General features: G+C 59.7%; 16 protein-coding genes. 12 read left to right on the forward strand and 4 right to left on the reverse strand.

All coding sequences use genetic code 11. The features are described 5' to 3' along the window. Positions 1-146: 146 nt before the first annotated feature. The 3 genes from NMP98_RS15665 (at position 147) to NMP98_RS15675 (ending at position 3,844) form a co-directional block, all read left to right on the forward strand. Entirely contained in the window at positions 147-1,445 is a 1,299-nt protein-coding gene (locus NMP98_RS15665) for an ABC transporter substrate-binding protein (protein ID WP_254858796.1), read from the forward strand. A 259-nt stretch (positions 1,446-1,704) separates the two neighbouring features. Next, positions 1,705-2,889 (forward strand): ABC transporter substrate-binding protein, encoded by a 1,185-nt coding sequence (locus tag NMP98_RS15670; protein WP_254858797.1) that lies wholly within the window; start codon positions 1,705-1,707, stop codon positions 2,887-2,889. Positions 2,890-2,953: 64 nt separating this feature from the next. After that, the gene (locus tag NMP98_RS15675; RefSeq protein ID WP_254858798.1) at positions 2,954-3,844 is read left to right on the forward strand and encodes an EamA family transporter; all 891 of its coding nucleotides are present in this window, start codon (positions 2,954-2,956) and stop codon (positions 3,842-3,844) included. 6 nt (positions 3,845-3,850) lie between these two features. Here the strand turns inward: NMP98_RS15675 and NMP98_RS15680 are convergent, their stop codons facing one another. The 3 genes from NMP98_RS15680 to NMP98_RS15690 are packed head-to-tail and all read right to left on the reverse strand — an operon-like array spanning position 3,851 to position 5,948. Further along, positions 3,851-4,420 carry an amino acid synthesis family protein gene (locus tag NMP98_RS15680; RefSeq protein WP_254858799.1) on the reverse strand — a complete coding sequence of 190 codons (570 nt, stop codon included), beginning with the start codon at positions 4,418-4,420 and terminating at the stop codon, positions 3,851-3,853. Then, positions 4,417-5,562 carry an amidohydrolase family protein gene (locus tag NMP98_RS15685; RefSeq protein ID WP_254858800.1) on the reverse strand — a complete coding sequence of 382 codons (1,146 nt, stop codon included), beginning with the start codon at positions 5,560-5,562 and terminating at the stop codon, positions 4,417-4,419. The genes NMP98_RS15680 and NMP98_RS15685 overlap by 4 nt, the downstream gene beginning before the upstream one ends. After that, positions 5,559-5,948 carry a cupin domain-containing protein gene (locus tag NMP98_RS15690; protein WP_254858801.1) on the reverse strand — a complete coding sequence of 130 codons (390 nt, stop codon included), beginning with the start codon at positions 5,946-5,948 and terminating at the stop codon, positions 5,559-5,561. Before NMP98_RS15690 ends, NMP98_RS15685 begins: the two co-directional genes overlap by 4 nt. Positions 5,949-6,277: 329 nt before the next feature. Here NMP98_RS15690 and NMP98_RS15695 point away from each other — a divergent pair, with 329 nt between their 5' ends. From NMP98_RS15695 to NMP98_RS15715, 5 genes are read left to right on the forward strand one after another with little or no spacing between them, the layout of a single operon-like run. Beyond that, positions 6,278-7,144, forward strand: coding sequence for a branched-chain amino acid ABC transporter permease (locus NMP98_RS15695; protein WP_254858802.1), 867 nt, complete (start codon positions 6,278-6,280; stop codon positions 7,142-7,144). Beyond that, positions 7,141-8,205: a branched-chain amino acid ABC transporter permease gene (locus tag NMP98_RS15700; RefSeq protein WP_254858803.1), complete on the forward strand. Its 1,065-nt coding sequence runs from the start codon at positions 7,141-7,143 to the stop codon at positions 8,203-8,205. The genes NMP98_RS15695 and NMP98_RS15700 overlap by 4 nt, the downstream gene beginning before the upstream one ends. Beyond that, positions 8,198-8,944 (forward strand): ABC transporter ATP-binding protein, encoded by a 747-nt coding sequence (locus NMP98_RS15705; RefSeq protein WP_254858804.1) that lies wholly within the window; start codon positions 8,198-8,200, stop codon positions 8,942-8,944. The genes NMP98_RS15700 and NMP98_RS15705 overlap by 8 nt, the downstream gene beginning before the upstream one ends. After that, a complete protein-coding gene (locus tag NMP98_RS15710) occupies positions 8,944-9,645 on the forward strand; it encodes an ABC transporter ATP-binding protein (protein WP_254858805.1) in 702 nt (233 codons plus the stop codon). The genes NMP98_RS15705 and NMP98_RS15710 overlap by 1 nt, the downstream gene beginning before the upstream one ends. Then, a complete protein-coding gene (locus tag NMP98_RS15715; protein ID WP_254858806.1) occupies positions 9,645-10,643 on the forward strand; it encodes an aminopeptidase in 999 nt (332 codons plus the stop codon). The genes NMP98_RS15710 and NMP98_RS15715 overlap by 1 nt, the downstream gene beginning before the upstream one ends. Before the next feature lie 66 nt (positions 10,644-10,709). Here NMP98_RS15715 and NMP98_RS15720 read toward each other — a convergent pair whose 3' ends face one another. Next, positions 10,710-11,840, reverse strand: coding sequence for an XdhC family protein (locus NMP98_RS15720; protein WP_254858807.1), 1,131 nt, complete (start codon positions 11,838-11,840; stop codon positions 10,710-10,712). A 194-nt stretch (positions 11,841-12,034) separates the two neighbouring features. On the opposite strand from NMP98_RS15720, the gene NMP98_RS15725 reads away from it, so the two are divergent. The 4 genes from NMP98_RS15725 to NMP98_RS15740 all read left to right on the forward strand — a co-directional run bounded on the left by NMP98_RS15725 (position 12,035) and on the right by NMP98_RS15740 (position 17,487). After that, entirely contained in the window at positions 12,035-13,198 is a 1,164-nt protein-coding gene (locus NMP98_RS15725; protein WP_254858808.1) for an acyl-CoA dehydrogenase family protein, read from the forward strand. 2 nt (positions 13,199-13,200) lie between these two features. Continuing rightward, a complete protein-coding gene (locus NMP98_RS15730) occupies positions 13,201-14,427 on the forward strand; it encodes a CaiB/BaiF CoA transferase family protein (RefSeq protein WP_254858809.1) in 1,227 nt (408 codons plus the stop codon). Positions 14,428-15,056: 629 nt separating this feature from the next. Beyond that, positions 15,057-15,698, forward strand: a complete 642-nt coding sequence (gene rdfA / locus NMP98_RS15735; RefSeq protein WP_254858810.1) for a rod-determining factor RdfA — start codon at positions 15,057-15,059, stop codon at positions 15,696-15,698. A 1-nt stretch (position 15,699) separates the two neighbouring features. Continuing rightward, positions 15,700-17,487, forward strand: coding sequence for an archaea-specific SMC-related protein (locus NMP98_RS15740; protein ID WP_254858811.1), 1,788 nt, complete (start codon positions 15,700-15,702; stop codon positions 17,485-17,487). The last annotated feature ends 94 nt before the right edge of the window (positions 17,488-17,581 follow it).

The following is a 17,581-nucleotide window of genomic DNA, read 5'->3' on the forward strand; positions in this document are numbered from 1 at the left end:
CCCACCGTACCCCGCACCCTGTGGCTGGTGGCTCAGGAGCGGCGGCTACACTATGGTTGCCCCTGAATTGACCTCCAGCCAGCCTTCGAACGACCCAAACCTCCAAAAAGTATAAATAGAAACCCCATATCTCTTAATGCAGACATATGAGTAACCATGACAACCCCAGCGAGGGGAACAGCGACCGAACTGTCACTCGGAGATCAACCCTGAAGGGACTCACTGCGGTAGCCGGCGTAGGATCGGTCGGCCTATCGGGCTGTCTCGGCGGCAACGGGGGAGGGAACGGCAACGGCGGCGATGGCGAAGGCGGCACAATCAAAATCGGTCTTCAGGCCGATCTCACCGGTGCGCTGTCGATATACGGATTCTGGCACCGTCGCGTCCTTGAGAACTACGTCGAGGCGGTCAACGAGGACGGTGGTATCGACGGCCGTGAGGTGGAACTACTCGTCGAGGACACTGAGACCGACGCCGAAACCGGCGGGCAGGTCTTCCGGCGCCTCGTCCAACAAGAGGACGTCGACTTCGTCATCGGTTCGCAGTCCTCTGGCGTCTCAATCGCGACGAACCCGCTGGCCAAGCAGATGCAAGTACCGTACTTCCCGCTGGGAGAGGCGCCCTCGATTACCGGCGAGGACGGTAACCGCTGGGTGGTGCGAAACAACCACAGCACGGAGCACGCCGCTGAAATCGCCGTTGAACACGGGATTGAGAGCGGTTCGAAGTGGACGATTATCTACCAGGACTACGCGTTCGGCCAACAGTATCGAGACGCGGTGACCGCCGCCGTCGAACGGCGCGACGGTGAAGTACTCCAAAGCATCGGCGTGCCGGTGGGTGAAAGTGACCTGAACTCCTACCTGAACTCAGTGCCAGAGGATACTGAAGTCCTGTTCAACGCGTTGATTGGTGCCTCGTCGCTGGGCTTCCTCCAGCAGAGCGCGGACCTCAACACGCCAGGCCAGCGACTCGGTGCCATTGCCTCCATCGAGGGCGTAGATGTCAGCGAGACCGGCAAGGGCGCGGAGGGTGCGGAGTATGTGACGATGCTCCCGCGTGACACGAGCGACGTGGACGTAGACGGTGTCGAACAACTACGTGAGATGGCGAACCCGTCGGACAGCGACAACATCTACCTCGGTGGCCACATCAACGCTTCTTACGAGGCACTTTCGTGGATCGAAGACGCGGTAACCGCGACCGAGTGGTCCGGGTCGGGGGATCACCAGGCGCTCATCGAGTGGTTCGAGGGCGGTCCCTCGGTTGAAGGCAGCGAGCGGTACCCACAGGGGCCGAAGTTCTTCCGCGGGGAGGACCACCAGGCGTTCATGGACATGCACATCGAGCGCATCGAGGACGGCCAGCTAACCAACGCTAAGCGGGTCGAGGTCGACGAACCCAGCTTCGAGGCGCGGGCGAACCTGGCCAGCCAGGAGTTCTGAGCCCGGAGTCGTCTGTCCGAATCACTGTTGGGCCACACACTGTCGCATTTCTCATCCTACGAGTCGGAGTAGTGTGCCGATAGAAACTACTGTCCCTCTCGTCACAAGTTTTATGACAAGCGGGTTTATCTATGGGTTGAAGACACATACCACAGTGTGGATTGTGTTCAAAACGCCACAGAGGTAAACAAGCATGAAGGGTACGAGACAATTCGTTAACAGACGTAACGTTATTCGAACAATCGGCGCAGGGAGCGCCGTGGGTCTGGCGGGCTGTCTGGGCGGCGGCAATGGCAACGGCAATGGCAACGGCGGCGATAGCGACACCATCAAGGTTGGCCTCCAGGCTGACCTCACTGGTGCGCTGTCGACGTACGGCTTCTGGTTCAGGCGGGTACTGGAGGCATACGTTGAGGAGATTAACGAGGACGGCGGAATCGACGGTCGCGAGGTGGAACTGCTCGTTGAGGACACCGAGACTGACGCCGAAACTGGCGGGCAGGTCTTCCGGCGACTGGCTCAGCAAGAAGGGGTCGACTTCGTCATCGGCTCCTTCTCCTCCGGTGTTAACATCGCGACGATTCCACTTGCCAAGCAGATGCAGGTGCCGTACTTCCCGGCCGGTTCGGCGCCGTCGACGACGGGTGAGGACGGCAACCGTTGGACGATTCGGACCGCACACGAAATCACGCAGAATGCGGCGCTGGGTGTCGAGTGGGGGCTGGAGAACCTCGGGACGAACTGGACCATCATGTACCAAGACTACGCGTTCGGCCAGCAGTGGCGGGATGCGATTCAGGAAACCATGGGTGACGACGGCGAGATTTTGGAAACGATTGGCGTCCCTGTCGGCGAGAGCGACCTCAACTCGTATCTGAACGGAGTCCCCGAGGACACCGATGTCCTGTTCAACGCTCTAATCCTGCCGTCCTCGATTAGCTTCCTGCAACAGAGCGCCGACCTGGACACCCCGGGGGCCCGCTTCGGCGACATTTCCGGAATCGAGGGGACGAACGTCTCGGACATCCAAGACGCGGGGCAGGGCGCTTCGTACATCACTGGACTCCCCCCGACGCTGGACACGGAGGGGAACAACCACCTCCGGGAACTCGCGGATGTCGAAGGTGCAAGCGAGGCGCTTGTCCGCCAGTACTGGGTCGCCTACGAGGCGATGTCGTTCATCCGTGATGGTATCGAGGCCTCCGACTGGGAGAGCCAAAAAGATCACCAGGCGTTCATCGAGTGGTTCGAGAGCGGACCATCGGTCGATGAGGGGATTTCCTACCCACAGGGTGATAAGTTCATCCGTGGAGAAGATCACCAGGCGTTCATGAACCGCTACATCACCCAAATTTCGGGCTCGGAGCTAGATGTCGTTACGCAGATGGAACTGACGGAGCCACCGCGGCCCCCCCGCGCGAACCTTGCCGGCCAGGAGTTCTGACCGACAACACGCGGGTTACTGGCACCGATAGAACGAACACGGATGGCTACGACCGACCGAACAAATGGTCGAGTTACTCGGGCCTGGGCTGGCTGTCGCGGCCGCGCTATTCTTAGCGATTCAGGTCGGCTGCATCCGCATCGGAACGGATAGCGGCCGGTCGAACGACGCTCTAATCGTCGTCCTGCTTGTCAACATTACCGTGCTGGTTCCCGTCGCACTCGTGGTCGGTTATCCTGACTACAGCCTATCGAGGAACTCGCTGCTTGCGTTCGCTGCGGCAGGCTTGGTCGGGACGATGATGGGCCGTGCCTTCGAGTACGCGGGCATCGAGCGAATCGGTGCGAGCCGGTCGGAACCGATTAAGGCATCCCAGCCACTTCACGCGGCCGTCCTCGCAGTGCTTGTCCTCGGAGAGACGCTGACACCAGTGATGGCCGTCGGCACGGTCCTGGTGGTGGTCGGCGTCGCCATCATCTCTTGGGAGAGTCGCAGTTCTTCGACCGGGCTCGAGTCGATTTCGTGGTCGTACCTCGCGCTACCACTGGCCTCCGCATTCCTGTACGGTATCGAGCCCATCTTCGCGAAAGTCGGATTAGCGACCGGCACCTCGCCGTTCGTCGGCCTCGGTGTCAAGACGGTGACGGCGACGGTCGCCTTCTACGCGTATCTGCGGTACCGCGGTGTGCTGCCGGAACGCGGCGTGTTCGAGTCAGTCAACACGAAATGGTATGTGGCGGCTGGCCTCGCCAACTCCGCGTTCCTGCTCAGCTACTATGCGGCACTGGCGGTGGCGCCAGTCGTGCTGGTCCAGCCGGTCTTGCAGACGAGCCCGCTGTTCGTGATCCTCATCTCCTACGTCTTTCTCCAGCGGCTCGAACGGGTCACGTGGAAAATCGTCGCCGCAGCCGGCATAGTCGCGCTCGGAGCCGGCTTAGTAGCGCTGCAGGTCTAAGCCAGCTCAGTCCTCAAGATCGTCAACCTGCAGACCACCGATTCGCGGGTGGGGCCGGCCGCCGTCCGTCACGACGACAATCAACACGAGTTCGTCTGCCGCGGGCGCGTCCTCAATACGGACCGGCATCGCGTCGTAGTGGGTCCGGACGTAGGCCTCGTCCTTGTAGTGGGTCGGGACGTCGAGGACTGTCCCCGGCCCGCCGTGTTTTTTCGCGCTCGGGATGATGGCGTCGCCGCCGCCGACGGCCTCTCGCAGCGGCGTCCCGAGTTCGGGGTGGAGCATCGCCGCGACGTGTTCGAGTTCGCCGTCGGTTCCGACGATACCCCCTTTCCCGTAGCTCTCGACCCGGTCAGGTCCACCGAGCCTGTCGACGGCCGTCTCGGCGAGCTGTCCGCCCAGGTCGGCGCCCCACTCGGTGAGTAGCGACAAATCCTCCTGCCACTCCCTCGCATAGGGATTGTCGATTACGGCCGCTGCAGCGACCTTCGTGACCGGGTCGTCGAGCGCCCGTTCGCCGTCGCGTTCGGTCTTCGATTCGATTACTGTCTGCGTCCGGATGGTCGGGTCAGTCATGTGTGTTCGATGGTCGCGGTCTGTTTCGCAGGGGCGGTGTTCCGGCTCCCATCGACGTGGACCTCGCCATCGACGAGCACCGTTGCTATCGCCGGATACGAGCCGGCATCGAGCGCCTCGAGAGCCGTCTCGGCTGCACTCCCTTTCGGCGCACCCATCAGCGTCAGGTCCGCCGGCCGTCCCTCCTCGATTCGGCCGGTGTCGAGGCCGTGGTGGCGGGCCGTGGTGCCGGTGGCTAGACAAAGAACCTCCTCGGGGGATACGTCGGTCATGCCACAGAGTGTTGCGGCCTCAAGCAGTACTCCGAGCGGCGTCACCCCGGTTCCGGAAGGAGTGTCGGTGCCAATCTGGATGCGGTTGAGTTCGTCGCGGTCGGCAGCCATCTCCAGTACGTCGACCGCGACGCGCTGATTTCCGGCGAGCACTAAATCTAGAACGATTTCCGTCTCGGTGACCAGTTTCGTCACCTCATCGTCCGGGATTGGCGTCGGGCCGCCGTTGACATGGGCCGCGATATCGGGGCCGATGTCGACGAACATCTCGGCGTCTGTTGACTTCACGCCGGGAAGGCTCGTGCCGCCGCAGTGCATCAGGACTATCATGTCCCGCTCGTGACCCCAGGAGATGAGATTTCGGGCGCGTTGGCGTTCCTCAACCGGCATGAGGAATTTCAAGCGCTCGACGCCTTCCCGGTGGACATCCTCGATGTCATCCTCAGTCATGTCGCCGTCGAGAATCAGCGTGCCGCCCCTGACCTTGACGCCGCCGGGGCGGTCATTAGCGAGTGACTTCCGGGCGAGCGTGGCTAGGGACTTGGCGCTCTCGACGTCATCAGGTCGTCCGGGAAGGTGAGGTTCTCCGTTTGAGATCATCGAGGTAATCCCACCGTGCAGATAGCTCTCACACCAACCGAGCGTTTGCTGCCGTGGGGTGTAGTCGCCGAACACCGGGTGGATGTGGGAGTCGATCAGACCGGGTGTCAGGGTGAGACCGCCGGCGTCGATCTTCGTGTCCGCGGTGGTGATTGTCGTGCCCAGTTCACGAATTTTCCCGTTCTCGATATACACCGAATCCCCGTCGAGAATCGGCTCCTCCAGCCGCCCGGTGATAATCCGGCCGATGTTCGTGACGAGCGTGCTCACGACTCGGACACCTCCCGGTCTCTGATTGCTGCTTCCGGGCCCTGTGGTGCAAAGATCCACAGTTTCCGGAGCGGTTCGGTCCCGACGTTGACGTGTTTGTGCTGTACGCCAGGTGGAATCACGGCCGCCTGATTCGCTGTTAGCCTGTACGTCTCGTCGTCGGTGACGATCTCCGCCTCGCCCTCAAGAACGTACACTATCTCTTCGACTTCGCGTACGTGTGGAGAGCCCTCCGCGCCCGGTTCGAAGGTGACGACCCCGACGCTGACATTCTCGACACCGACGCTTTCGTCGGCTACGATTTGACTCGCGAACGCACCGCTGCCGTATTGCGGGAGTGTCGCGGTGTCCCGTACGACGATTCCGCCGTCGCTTTCGTCGGTCACGGGCGACCAACCTCATTGGATATGTGTTGGTAACTCATACCACGGATTGTCGTTTCAGGAGATGAAATATATAGCTTGTCCATACTCTGGCGGGTACAGCAAGCCAACGGGCGGCCGCTGTTCGTGACCGTTCAGGCGACTGGGGCTTCCAGCAACATTTATATCAACGGCGTTGAAACTACTGGACCAAGCCATGAGAGTGCATCACAGTGGCACGTGTGCCACAACGAGGTGCCGGATAACTGGACGGATTCACGGAGTACTGTCGAGGAACTGGCCGCTGTTAACCGGTACTCACGCAGCGGGCCGTTCGCCCGCCAACAAATAGTATGGCGCTGGGAAGTGACCTCGCGGTGGCGATACTGAACGGCGTCACTTGGGGACTTATCGTGGCGCTGATCGCATTAGGACTCAACCAAATCTACGGGCTGCTTGAAATCGTCAATATGGCCCACGGATCGCTGTATATGCTCGGTGCTGTCATCGGCTGGTTTATGATAGATGCCACCGGGAGCTTCGGCGCGGCGCTGCTGGTCGCGCCCCTTGCCGTCGGCGTCATCGGGATGACCGTCGAGCGCACAATCCTCCGGCCGATTGAGGACGACCTCACGATCACTCTGATCGCGACGTTCGGCCTATTGTTGATCTTCGATCACTTGGCGCTGATGACGTTCGGCCCCGGTACCCGCTCGGTATCCGCGCCAGTCGGTGGCACGGTGTCGTTTGCGGGCATCTCGTACTCGAAGTACCGTCTTGTCGTCGGCGTCGTCTCCATCGTCCTGATGGTATGTCTATACCTGTTCCTCTTCCGGACCCGCTATGGGACCTGGATGCGGGGCGTCCGTCAGGACCGAGAAACCGCAAGTGCGCTCGGAATTCCCACTTCGAAAGTGTTCGTCTTCACGTTCGGCCTAGGCTCGTTCTTGGCCGCGCTGGCCGGCGTGTTGCTGGCACCGATCGTCAGTGTGGGCCACCTGATGGGGCTCGACATCCTTGCGGTGGCCTTCATGGTGGTAATCGTCGGCGGCTTAGGCTCTCTGCGCGGCGTCCTCGTCGCCAGTTTGATATACGCACTCGTCGAGAACGTGAGTTCATTATTCATGACCCCCATAGAGGCACGCATCCTGACATTCGCGCTCATGATCGCATTCGTATTGGTTCGCCCTGACGGCATCTTCCGGGGTGCATCCGCGTGACCCGGAACATCGAGACGCCACTCGGAACGCTGACTCCCACGAACGGGGCCTGGATTGCGCTTGCGGCTATCGCCGTAATCTACCCCTTCACTGTGGACAACTTCCTGTTGTTCTTAGGCGCGTCAGTCCTGGCGCTGGGGCTGTATGGGGCTTCCTTCGACCTAATCTACGGCTACACAGGATTGTTGAGCTTCGGTCACGCCGCGTTCTATGGCGTCGGCGCGTACGCGGCGACATTCGCAATCCAAGACTACGGTCAGGGCGTTCTCACCGCCATGCTCGTTGGATTCCTCGTTACCGCCGTCATCGCCATCGGTCTGGGTCTCATCGCGATTCGAGTCAGTTCGCACGGATTCGTGATCGTTACGATCCTGATCGTCCTAATCGCGAACCTCGCCGCGGTGAGCTTGACGTCGATTACCGGCGGTACCGACGGGATGAGCGTCATCATTCCTGAACTCGCGCTACCGATGCTCGGGGAGTTCTCGATGCTAAACCCGATGTTCAGGTACTTCTTCGTCTTGGCCGTGGTCGGAGTCTCGCTCATGGCTATGAACCGCCTCGTGAACTCGCCGATTGGCCTCGTGTTCCGAATGATCCGTGACAATGAACAGCGCGCGCGGATGCTCGGGTACAACGTTACGGTTTACAAGCTGATTGCCTTCAGCGTCAGTGGCGCATTCGCCGGTGTGGCGGGTGTGCTCAGCATGTACGTCACTGGGTTCGTGAGCGCCTCGCACTTCGCTCTCATTGTCTCTGGTGACGCGGTCATCTACACGCTTGTTGGCGGCCGAGCGACGCTGATCGGCGCTATCTTAGGCGCGGTCCTGATCGAAGGAGCCTCGAACTTCGTGAGCGGGATTACCGATGTCTACCCGCTGATTATCGGCGCAATCTTGTTATTCACCGTGATCTTCGAGCCGGAGGGTGTCGTTGGGATGTCCCACCGCGTTCGCGACTGGCTCCAAGACCGCGGCGTATTGCCTGGGGGAGACGAACCTGAGTCGCCGACAGACCCCGATGCTGATCCCGGCGCTACCGAGGTGACTACCGATGAGTGAGACCATACTCAGGACGGACGGATTGACCCGCAGGTTCGGCTCACTGGTCGCTGTCAACGATGTTGACCTCGAGATTTACGAGGGCGAGATTCGTGGATTGATCGGCCCGAACGGGGCCGGTAAGACCACCGTGTTTAACATGCTCTCAGGGATGCTTGATCCGTCGTCCGGCGAAATCTGGTTTCACGATGAGGAGATTACGGACATGCCGCCGCACCAGATCACTTCTCGTGGGATGGCTCTCGCCTTTCAGATCACCAGTATCTTCCCCGAACTGACGGTCACGGAGAACGTCCTCGGGGCTATCAATGGCCAGAAGCGCTTTCTGAACCCGCTTGAACGCTACAGCGACGACGAAGCCGGCCACGAGCGTGTGATGGAACTCTTGGAGCGCGTCGGTCTCATGGAACATGCAGAAGAGACAGCAGAGAACCTCTCACACGGCGACCAGAAGGTCCTTGAGATGGCGCTCGCGCTCGCGAGCGATCCGGATATGCTCCTTCTCGACGAGCCCGCGGCAGGGCTCTCAGCCAGTGAGACACGGACCGTGGTCAACCTGCTTGAGGAACTCCACGGAGAGGTTACGATCATGCTCATCGAACACGACATGGATTTGGTGATGGAACTCGTCGATAGCCTTACCGTGCTTCATCACGGCGAGATCATTTCAGAGGGGAAACCCTCGGAGATCAAGACGGACGAACAAGTGCAAGAAGTCTACTTCGGGAGGGAGTACTAATGCTGGAAGTGGACGCCATCAACACCTACTACGGGAAGAGCCACATCCTCCACGATGTCAGCTTCGAGGCTGACAACGACGAGGTGGTCGCTCTCCTCGGTCGCAATGGTGTCGGAAAAACCACCACCATGAAATCAATCATCGGGTTAACCCCTCCGCGAACTGGAACGGTCCGATTCGAGGATGAGGTAATTTCAGGCAACTCAGCGAGCGAGATTGCCAACCGTGGAATCGGTTATGTCCCGCAGGACAGGGGAATGTTTCCCGACTTGACTGTCGAGGAGAACCTGACGATGGGGCTCGGGACGGCGACCCGGGATCAGAGTATCCTCGACCAGATTTACGAGCGATTCCCCCGCGTCGAGGAACGGCTCCAGCAAAAGGCCGGCACCCTCTCGGGCGGTGAACAGCAGATGGTGGCGATGGCCCGCGCACTGATGCGGGACCCGAAACTCGTGTTGATGGACGAACCCACCGAGGGGCTGATGCCCTCGTTGATTCCCGAAATCGCCGATATCACCGAAGAGATCGCCGATTCGGGATACACTATCGTTATCGTCGAACAGAACGTTGACCTGGTAATGGACATCGCCGACCGCGTCTACCTGATGGACAACGGCCGGATCCACGAGCAGGCAACGCCAGCTGAACTGCGCGAGAATGAAGCGATCCTCGAGAAGTACCTTGGAGTTGGTATCTAATGATAGACTTCGAACTCAGTCCGATTTCGCGACGCATCGTCGAAGAACTGGCAACGGTTACTGCAGAGGAGGAGGTGCTCGTCATCTCCGATCCGGAGAAGGTGAGCGTGGGGCGTGCAATCACCAACGCAGCGCGGTCGACGGGTGCGAACGCAACCCTATCGATAATGCCGCGACTGGATGCCCACGGGAACGAACCACCGGAACCGGTTGCCGCCGCGATGAAGGCCGCTGACGTGGCCTTCACTGCAACGACCCACGCGATCACGCACACGCAGTCCCGACTCGCGGCCTCAGACGCCGGCACGCGTGTCGTTGTCCTTCGGGGCGTCACGGAAGACATGCTGATTGAAGGGGGCATGAACACCGACTACGAGCGGCTTCGTGAGGTCACCGCTGCTACGCGTGATGTCCTTGACGCTGCCAGCGAGGCCCACGTTACCAGCCCTGCCGGAACGGACATCGACCTGAACTTGGAGGGCAGCTCGGCGTTCTCCCTCGATGGCTACTTCCATGATTACGGCTTCTCCGCGCTTCCAGGTGGGGAGTCGCCGACCTGTCCGCAAAAGAAACCAGGCACTGACGGGACCGTCGTCATCGACTACTCGATGGACAACATCGGCCATCTCGACGAACCGATCGAACTCACGTTCGAGGCGGGAACGCTGACCGATATTTCGGGTGGTAGCGAGGCCGACGAGTTACAGGCTATTGTCGACGATGCTGGCAAGAACGCCGGCAATCTCGCCGAGTTCGCAATCGGGACCAACCCCGACGCGCGCCTGATCGGCAACCTCGCCGAGGACAAAAAGAAGGCCGGTACCGTCCACTTCGCTATCGGCGACGACACCAGTCTTGGTGGCACCCTAGAGAGCGAAATCCACTTCGACGGTCTCGTCCTCGACCCGACCGTCGAACTCGACGGCACCGTTGTCCTTGACGAGGGGACGCTGGACATTGAAGGCATCCTCGACTTGGCGGACGAACTCCGGGACTAACCGGCAGAGCCGCCGCTCCCTATTCTGCAGTTCCGTTACCGCCGAAAACGTGCGTCGGCCGACCGATCACCCGTCTTCGCGGTTGTGGATCGCCCCGTCGCGCGCTGAGAGATGCTGTGGATCCCGGTCGTTCGCGACGGCCAGAAGTTCGGCGACGATGCTGTGGGCGATTCCATAGGGCGTACTCCCACCTAAATCGAGACCGATCGGGGTGTAAACCCGCTCCAGATCGGTCTCGGTTGGTGTCGTGGCGGTCTCATCGTCGTCCATCGCCGCGAGCAGTTCCTCGAAGCGCTCGCGCGGGCCCATGAGCCCGATGTATGGAACAGGGGTCTCGAGTAGTTCCTCAAGCGCGAGTCGGTCGTCGACGAAGTTATGCGTCATAATGACGACGTAGGTGTCCTCGTCGAAGGACTCGGTGTCCCGAATCCGTGCCGGTGAGGTCGAATTAACCTCGGTGGCGGAGGGGAACTGATCCGAGTCCGTGGTTCCCCGGAACCCGACGACGTGGACGCGGAAGTCGGCGTTCGCGGCCAATTCGACCACGGGACCGACGTCGTGGCCGGAGCCGACGACGACGAGTTTTGGGGCCGGCGTGAGCGCATCTACGAACACCTCGGCTGCCCCCGCGTCGGTTTCGACACGGACCACGCCACTGCGTTCTTGTTCAAGGTGGTCTTTGACCTCAGATTCGACTGCGTCCCGGACCCACGCAGGTGCGTCCGATCCCTCGACGAATCCCTTGCCGGGGCGGTAGTTTCCCCGACTCCAGGCTGGGGCGTTCCCGTCGAGAACCGTGACGACGCCGACGGGCTCATTCGCGGCAACACTGTCGAGGGCCGGCCGGTAGTCTGCAGTCAGCGGCTCAAGGAGGACATCGATGATTCCGTTACAGCCGACGCCGAGCCCCCAGACGTCCTCGTCGTCCTCCATCATGTCGTACGTTTCAATTCGTGGACAGCCGCTATCAAGGACATCCGCTGCAATGCGATTGATTTGGTCCTCCAGACACCCAGCTGTGATGCTGCCGAGGCCATCGCCATCGGGCGTGACGAGCATCTTCGCACCAGGACGCCGATAGGCGTTCCCTTCGACATCGGTTACGGTCGCGAGGACCGCCGGTTTATCTGCTTCGAGCAATTCGCGAGCCCGGGCATACACCGTCGACTCGGGAACGCTCCATCTGCTGTCTGTCATTGCTAAAGGAGTCGCGTCCCTTGATTGTAAGCGTTTTCCCCGCTAAAGTGGCCCGAATGGGCCGAACAGACTGAATACGGCTCATCTGGCCATCTCCCGTCAGCGCTAAAATCGCGGCTGCTCAGGACCGTAAACCGACAGGGTACCGGGTGGTATCCACCATCATTATTACCGGGCCCGCGCAATAGGTTGCAATGCTCGACTACTTCGATGTAGAATCGGATGTGTCCGCAGAGGAGCGGATGATCCGGGACACGGCCCGAGAATTCGTGGAAGAGAAGGTACACCCCAATATCGGCGAGCACTGGATTGAGGGAACCTTTCCCACTCAATTGATCTCTGAAATGGGTGAGATGGGGTTCTATGCACCCAACTTGGAGGGATATGGCTCTCCAAACGTCTCTGAGACCGCGTATGGTCTCCTGATGCAGGAACTGGAGGCCTGTGACTCTGGCCTGCGCTCGATGGCCTCCGTTCAGGGTGCGCTCGTAATGTACCCAATCCACGCCTACGGCTCGGAGGCACAGAAAGACGAGTGGCTGCCCAAACTCGGCAGGGGAGACGCGGTGGGCTGTTTCGGCCTCACCGAACCCGAACACGGTTCCAATCCGACGGCGATGGAGACCTACGCTGAGGAGGCCGATGGCGGCTACCGACTGAAGGGTGCGAAGACATGGATTACGAACTCCCCGATTGCGGATGTCGCCATCGTCTGGGCGCGTGACCGGACCGACCCTGACACGCCCGTCCGGGGATTCCTCGTGGAGACCGATCGCGACGGCGTCTCGACGAACAAGATTACCGAGAAACTCTCGCTTCGGGCCTCTATCACTGGTGAAATCGGTCTCAACGACGTGTTTGTTCCCGAGGAGAACCTGCTGCCCGGCGCGGAAGGTATGGGTGGACCACTCGGATGTTTAACACAAGCTCGTTACGGCATCGCCTGGGGCGCTATCGGCGCCGCACGTGATTGCTTCGAAACCGCCAGACAGTACGCAGAAGACCGCGACCAGTTCGGTGGCCCCATCGGTCGGTTCCAGCTACAGCAGGACAAACTCGCCGAGATGGCCACCCAGATAACGCTCGCCCAACTGCTCGCGCACCGCCTCGCGGACCTCAAAGAACGCGGCGCGATGCGCCCCCAGCACGTTTCGATGGCCAAGCGCAACAACGTCCGGATGGCCCGCGACCAGTCCCGCATCGCTCGCGAGATGCTCGGCGGTAACGGCATCACCGCCGACTACTCGCCGATGCGACACATGGCCAACCTCGAGACAGTGTATACCTACGAAGGGACCCACGACATTCATACTCTGATTCTTGGGGAAGACCTGACTGGCATCGCCGCCTACGAGTGACTATGGTGGGCGAAGCCAAATCCTCCGAGACCGACGTCGGCCCGCTGGATGGGCTGACGGTGCTTGACGCATCGCGGGTGCTGGTCGGCCCGTTCTGTACGATGCAACTGGGAGACCTCGGCGCGGAAGTCGTCAAGGTCGAACATCCGAAAGGGGGCGACCAGACCCGTGGCTGGCACCCGCCAACCTACGGCGACAGCGAGGAGAGCGCCTACTACATGAGCGTCAACCGGAACAAGCGCTCTATCACGCTCAACCTCGCCAGTGAAGATGGACGGGACCTGTTCCGCGAACTCGCCGCGAAGGCTGACGTAGTCGTCGAGAACTTCCGTGTCGGACAGATGGACGAGTGGGATCTGGGCTATCAGGACCTCCGCGCGGAGAACCCCGAACTGATCTACTGCTCGCTGTCGGGATACGGCGAGTGGGGCCCGGATCGGGACCGTCCGGCCTACGACATCATCATGCAGGCCGAGGGCGGTATGATGTCGATTACCGGCGCGGAAGACGGCCCGCCGGTCAGAATCGGCGTGGCCATCGCGGATATCGGGGCGGGGATGTACGCCGCACAGGCCATCTTGGCTGCGCTCCTAGAGCGGGAACTCGGCGACGGCACCGGTCAGAAGGTCGACGTCAGCCTGCTTGACGGCCAGGTTGCCTGGATGACCTACATGGCCTCGAACTATTTCGCGACCGGCGAATCGCCCGGGCGGATGGGGAGCAAACATCCCACCATTGCCCCCTACCAAGCGTTCCCGACCACCGACGGCTACGTCGTGGTGGCTGTGGCTTCCGAAAACATCTGGCCACGGTTCTGTAAGGCGATGGACCGGCCGGATCTCGTGGCAGACGAACGGTTTGAGACGAACGCCGACCGTGTCGAGAATCGAGACGACCTCGACGCGATTATCGAGGCCGAAATCTCGGCGTACACGACCGCAGATATGCTCAAACTGTTGGACGAGCACGGTGTCCCAGCCTCGGATGTCAAGGAAATGGCGGAAGTCTTCGACAATCCACAGGTGCAGGCCAGAGGGATGTACCGGACTATCTCTCACCCTACGGCTGGCGAGGTGGAGATGCCGGGAAGTCCCATGCACTTCTCGCGGACGCCGACATCGATCAGACAGTACCCACCCGCACTGGGTGAACAGACAGAGGCCATCCTTCGTGAACTCGGTTACTCGAGCGAGGAGATTGAACGACTGCGAGAAGAAGACGTGCTGTGATGCGATGACCGATACGTGCTCGTGTTAAACCATCCACGATTCCGCCAGACGAGCCGATTTGGGGAACGGTTCTGCAATCTTCGACTATCCATGGTAGAATATATTAAGAAAATATTATATAGTATCTGATATATGGGGCACGTGCTTAGTGGTGTTCTCCTTGTCAAAAAGAGTCGCTGGTAATGATATCTGTTTATATCTAAACTGATAGTAGTGTCTAGTCCTCAACTTCATTACAGAATTAGACCACGGCATCGTCAAGCGCGATGTGACTTGTCTGTTTCTCAGAGTTCGGCTGTAAATCGTTATTCTGTATCTTGCTGTGGATGCTGTTTAGATTCAACAACCTCCCTCAATTATAAATATTCTTATTTATATTTGCAAATGATAAATCGGCCAGATGCAGACGAGTACTGTCTCCAATTATTTCTTCTGGGTCATGTTTGTGCCCAACAAACTGTAAGCCGATCCAACCGCTTTAACTGGTGATTATCAATATGGCGGCATATACACGCAGAAAGCGACCGCTTCACTCCTGAGTTAATACGACGCCGGAACGGACTCTAAATGCTTCGTGGTCGCCTACACAATAGTCACATTTTTATTTTGCACGCGAGAAAATTTCCGTAATGACTAAATGCAAAATCGAGATCGTCGCCGACAGGTACGACCTCGATGCGTCCGAGGGTCGGTACGGGACCGTTGACGAGCGTCTTCTGACCCGTTGGACTGGTGCGGACGGACGCGACCCCGACGGATACCGGACGCTCACTGAGTGGTTCAACAAACGGTTGCTCAAGTCCGTCTACGACGAGTACGGGCGGGACACGACCGGGACACGGGTGAGTAGCGATTACGCGGCGCTGACCGGGGACGACAAACTCCTCCAAGAAGAGGTGATGGACGACCTCCGAGCCGACGGAATCGACCCAGAGCGGGTCCAAAGCGACATGGTCTCTTGGAGCACAATGCGAGAACACCTCAACTCATGCCTCGATGGCGAGAAAGAAGTCAAGAACTCAGAATCGGACTGGGAGCGCCGCAGCCTTGAGGTTGCAAAGAGCCTCACCCGGTCGAAGGTTCGGGATGCGTTGTCTTCTCTTGATACGAAGGACGAGTTGCCCGAAGGCAATCGGGCTGAAATCGAGATTCAGATTCTCCTGAGTTGTCCGGACTGCCCGATTCGGATTCCGATTGAGGATGCCGTTGAGCGGGGGTTCGTCTGCAAGGACCACTTCCCGGTCGCGCCGTCTGTGGGGGTGGAGAGCTAAGATGACCTGGAACCTTGAATTCGAGAACATCGCTGGCATTCGCGAAGGTGCTGCGTCGCTCGAACCCGGAATCAATGCTGTCCGCGGGACCAACTGGCAGGGGAAGTCCAGCTTCGTAACCGCCATCGAGACAGTGATGGGAACGGAGACGGTCCTAACGGAAGGCGAGGACTCCGGTGCGGTCCAGCTAGAAACCGCCGCGGAGACTTATCGGGTCGAACTCAACCGCGATGGGGAGACGATTGTCCGGTCGGGTGAACCCTATCTCGAATCCGAGAAGGCGCGAGTAACTGCGTCGCTGTATGCCTTCCTTGACGATACAAACGATGTCCGCGAGGCAGTACGCCAAGATGACAACCTTGAGACTGTGCTCACTCGGCCGCTAGACCTAGAGAACATCGATGAACGAATTGCCGAATTAAGTCGGGAACGCGACCAGGTCGAGACAGAACTCCAGCGTGCCGAGAAGGCAGCCGAACAACTCTCGGACACCCAAGTGACGATAGAGCGCCTAGAGGACGAACTTGAGGAGCTGGAAACGCGGCGCGAGGACATCAAAGAGGGGCGTCAAGACGAGGAGTCGGTTTCGGACCGTCGCGACGAACTAAGTGATGCGAAAGCCAAACGTGACTCCGTTGAGAAGCGCATCGAGCGGCTTGAGCAGACAATCGACCGGACCACAGAGAAACTCGAAGAAAAGCGCGAGGAACTAGATGCCCTTGAGGTTCCGGCGGAAGACGAGGATTTAGCGAGCCGAATCAAGGAACGCAAGGACCGCCTGAACCGCGTCGAACAGGACGCGGAGCTACTGCAGTCGGTGTACGCACCGACCAAGCGCCTCATCGATGAGGACCGGGTAGAGCTGATTACAGACATCGATCGGGACCTCCTTGAGGACTCGATTCACTGCTGGACGTGTGGCTCCGAGACAAGCAAAGCGGCTGTTGAAGAGAATCTCGACGCTCTTGGTGAACGAATCTCGGAACTCAGAGAACAGGCGAACGAGTACCGGAGCGAGGTCACGGACTTGCAGGAACGTCAAGAGAAGGTAAAGCAGGCCCAACGCCGTGAATCCGACCTCGAGGACGAAATCGCACGCCTCGAATCCACGATCGAAGAGCGCGAGACGAGCCTTGAGGGGGCCCGGGAGCGACGCGAGGAACTGGCGAGCCGGATCGACGAACTCTCGGAGATTGTCGAGGCTGAGGACGACGAATTGACCGAAGTCGAGAGCCAGATTAAGTACACGGAGACGCGGCTCGAAGAGGTCCAGGAGGAACTTGAGACGCTCGAATCGCAGGCCGAGCAGCGTGACACCCTTGAGGCCGAGCGCAAGGAGATGACCGACGAAATCAATCGGCTGCGCGACCGGAAGTCGGAGATTAAACGGCGGACACGCGAAGCTTTCGACGACGCTATTCAGGATATTCTCGCGAAGTTCGACGTCGGATTCGAGATGGTTCGGCTCACTTCGGAATTCGAACTCGTTGTTGCCAGAGACGGCCGAGAGGCCAGCCTCGACGCCCTGAGTGAAGGCGAACTTGAACTGCTTGGCATCGTCGCAGCATTGGCTGGCTATGAAGCCTTCGACGCCACCGACGACATCCCGGTAATGCTTCTCGACGGTCTCGGCGGCCTTGCCGACGAGAATCTGCAGACGCTGATTCAGTATCTCGAGGACCGGGTTGACTTCTTGGTCTTCACGACCTATCCCGAGACGACTTCGTTCGAGGCGAACACGATTGATCCCCGAGAGTGGTCCGTCGTCTCGCCGATGACTGCGAACTGACCGGGTAGGGAAACTGACCGAGATTTCCGTGGAGACTTTTGTCGTTGTCCCATTTAAAACCGGATTTAGAAGACCTCGGGTCGTCGGGAAACAG

It is taken from the genome of Natronomonas gomsonensis (genome assembly GCF_024300825.1).
Classification (GTDB): domain Archaea; phylum Halobacteriota; class Halobacteria; order Halobacteriales; family Haloarculaceae; genus Natronomonas; species Natronomonas gomsonensis.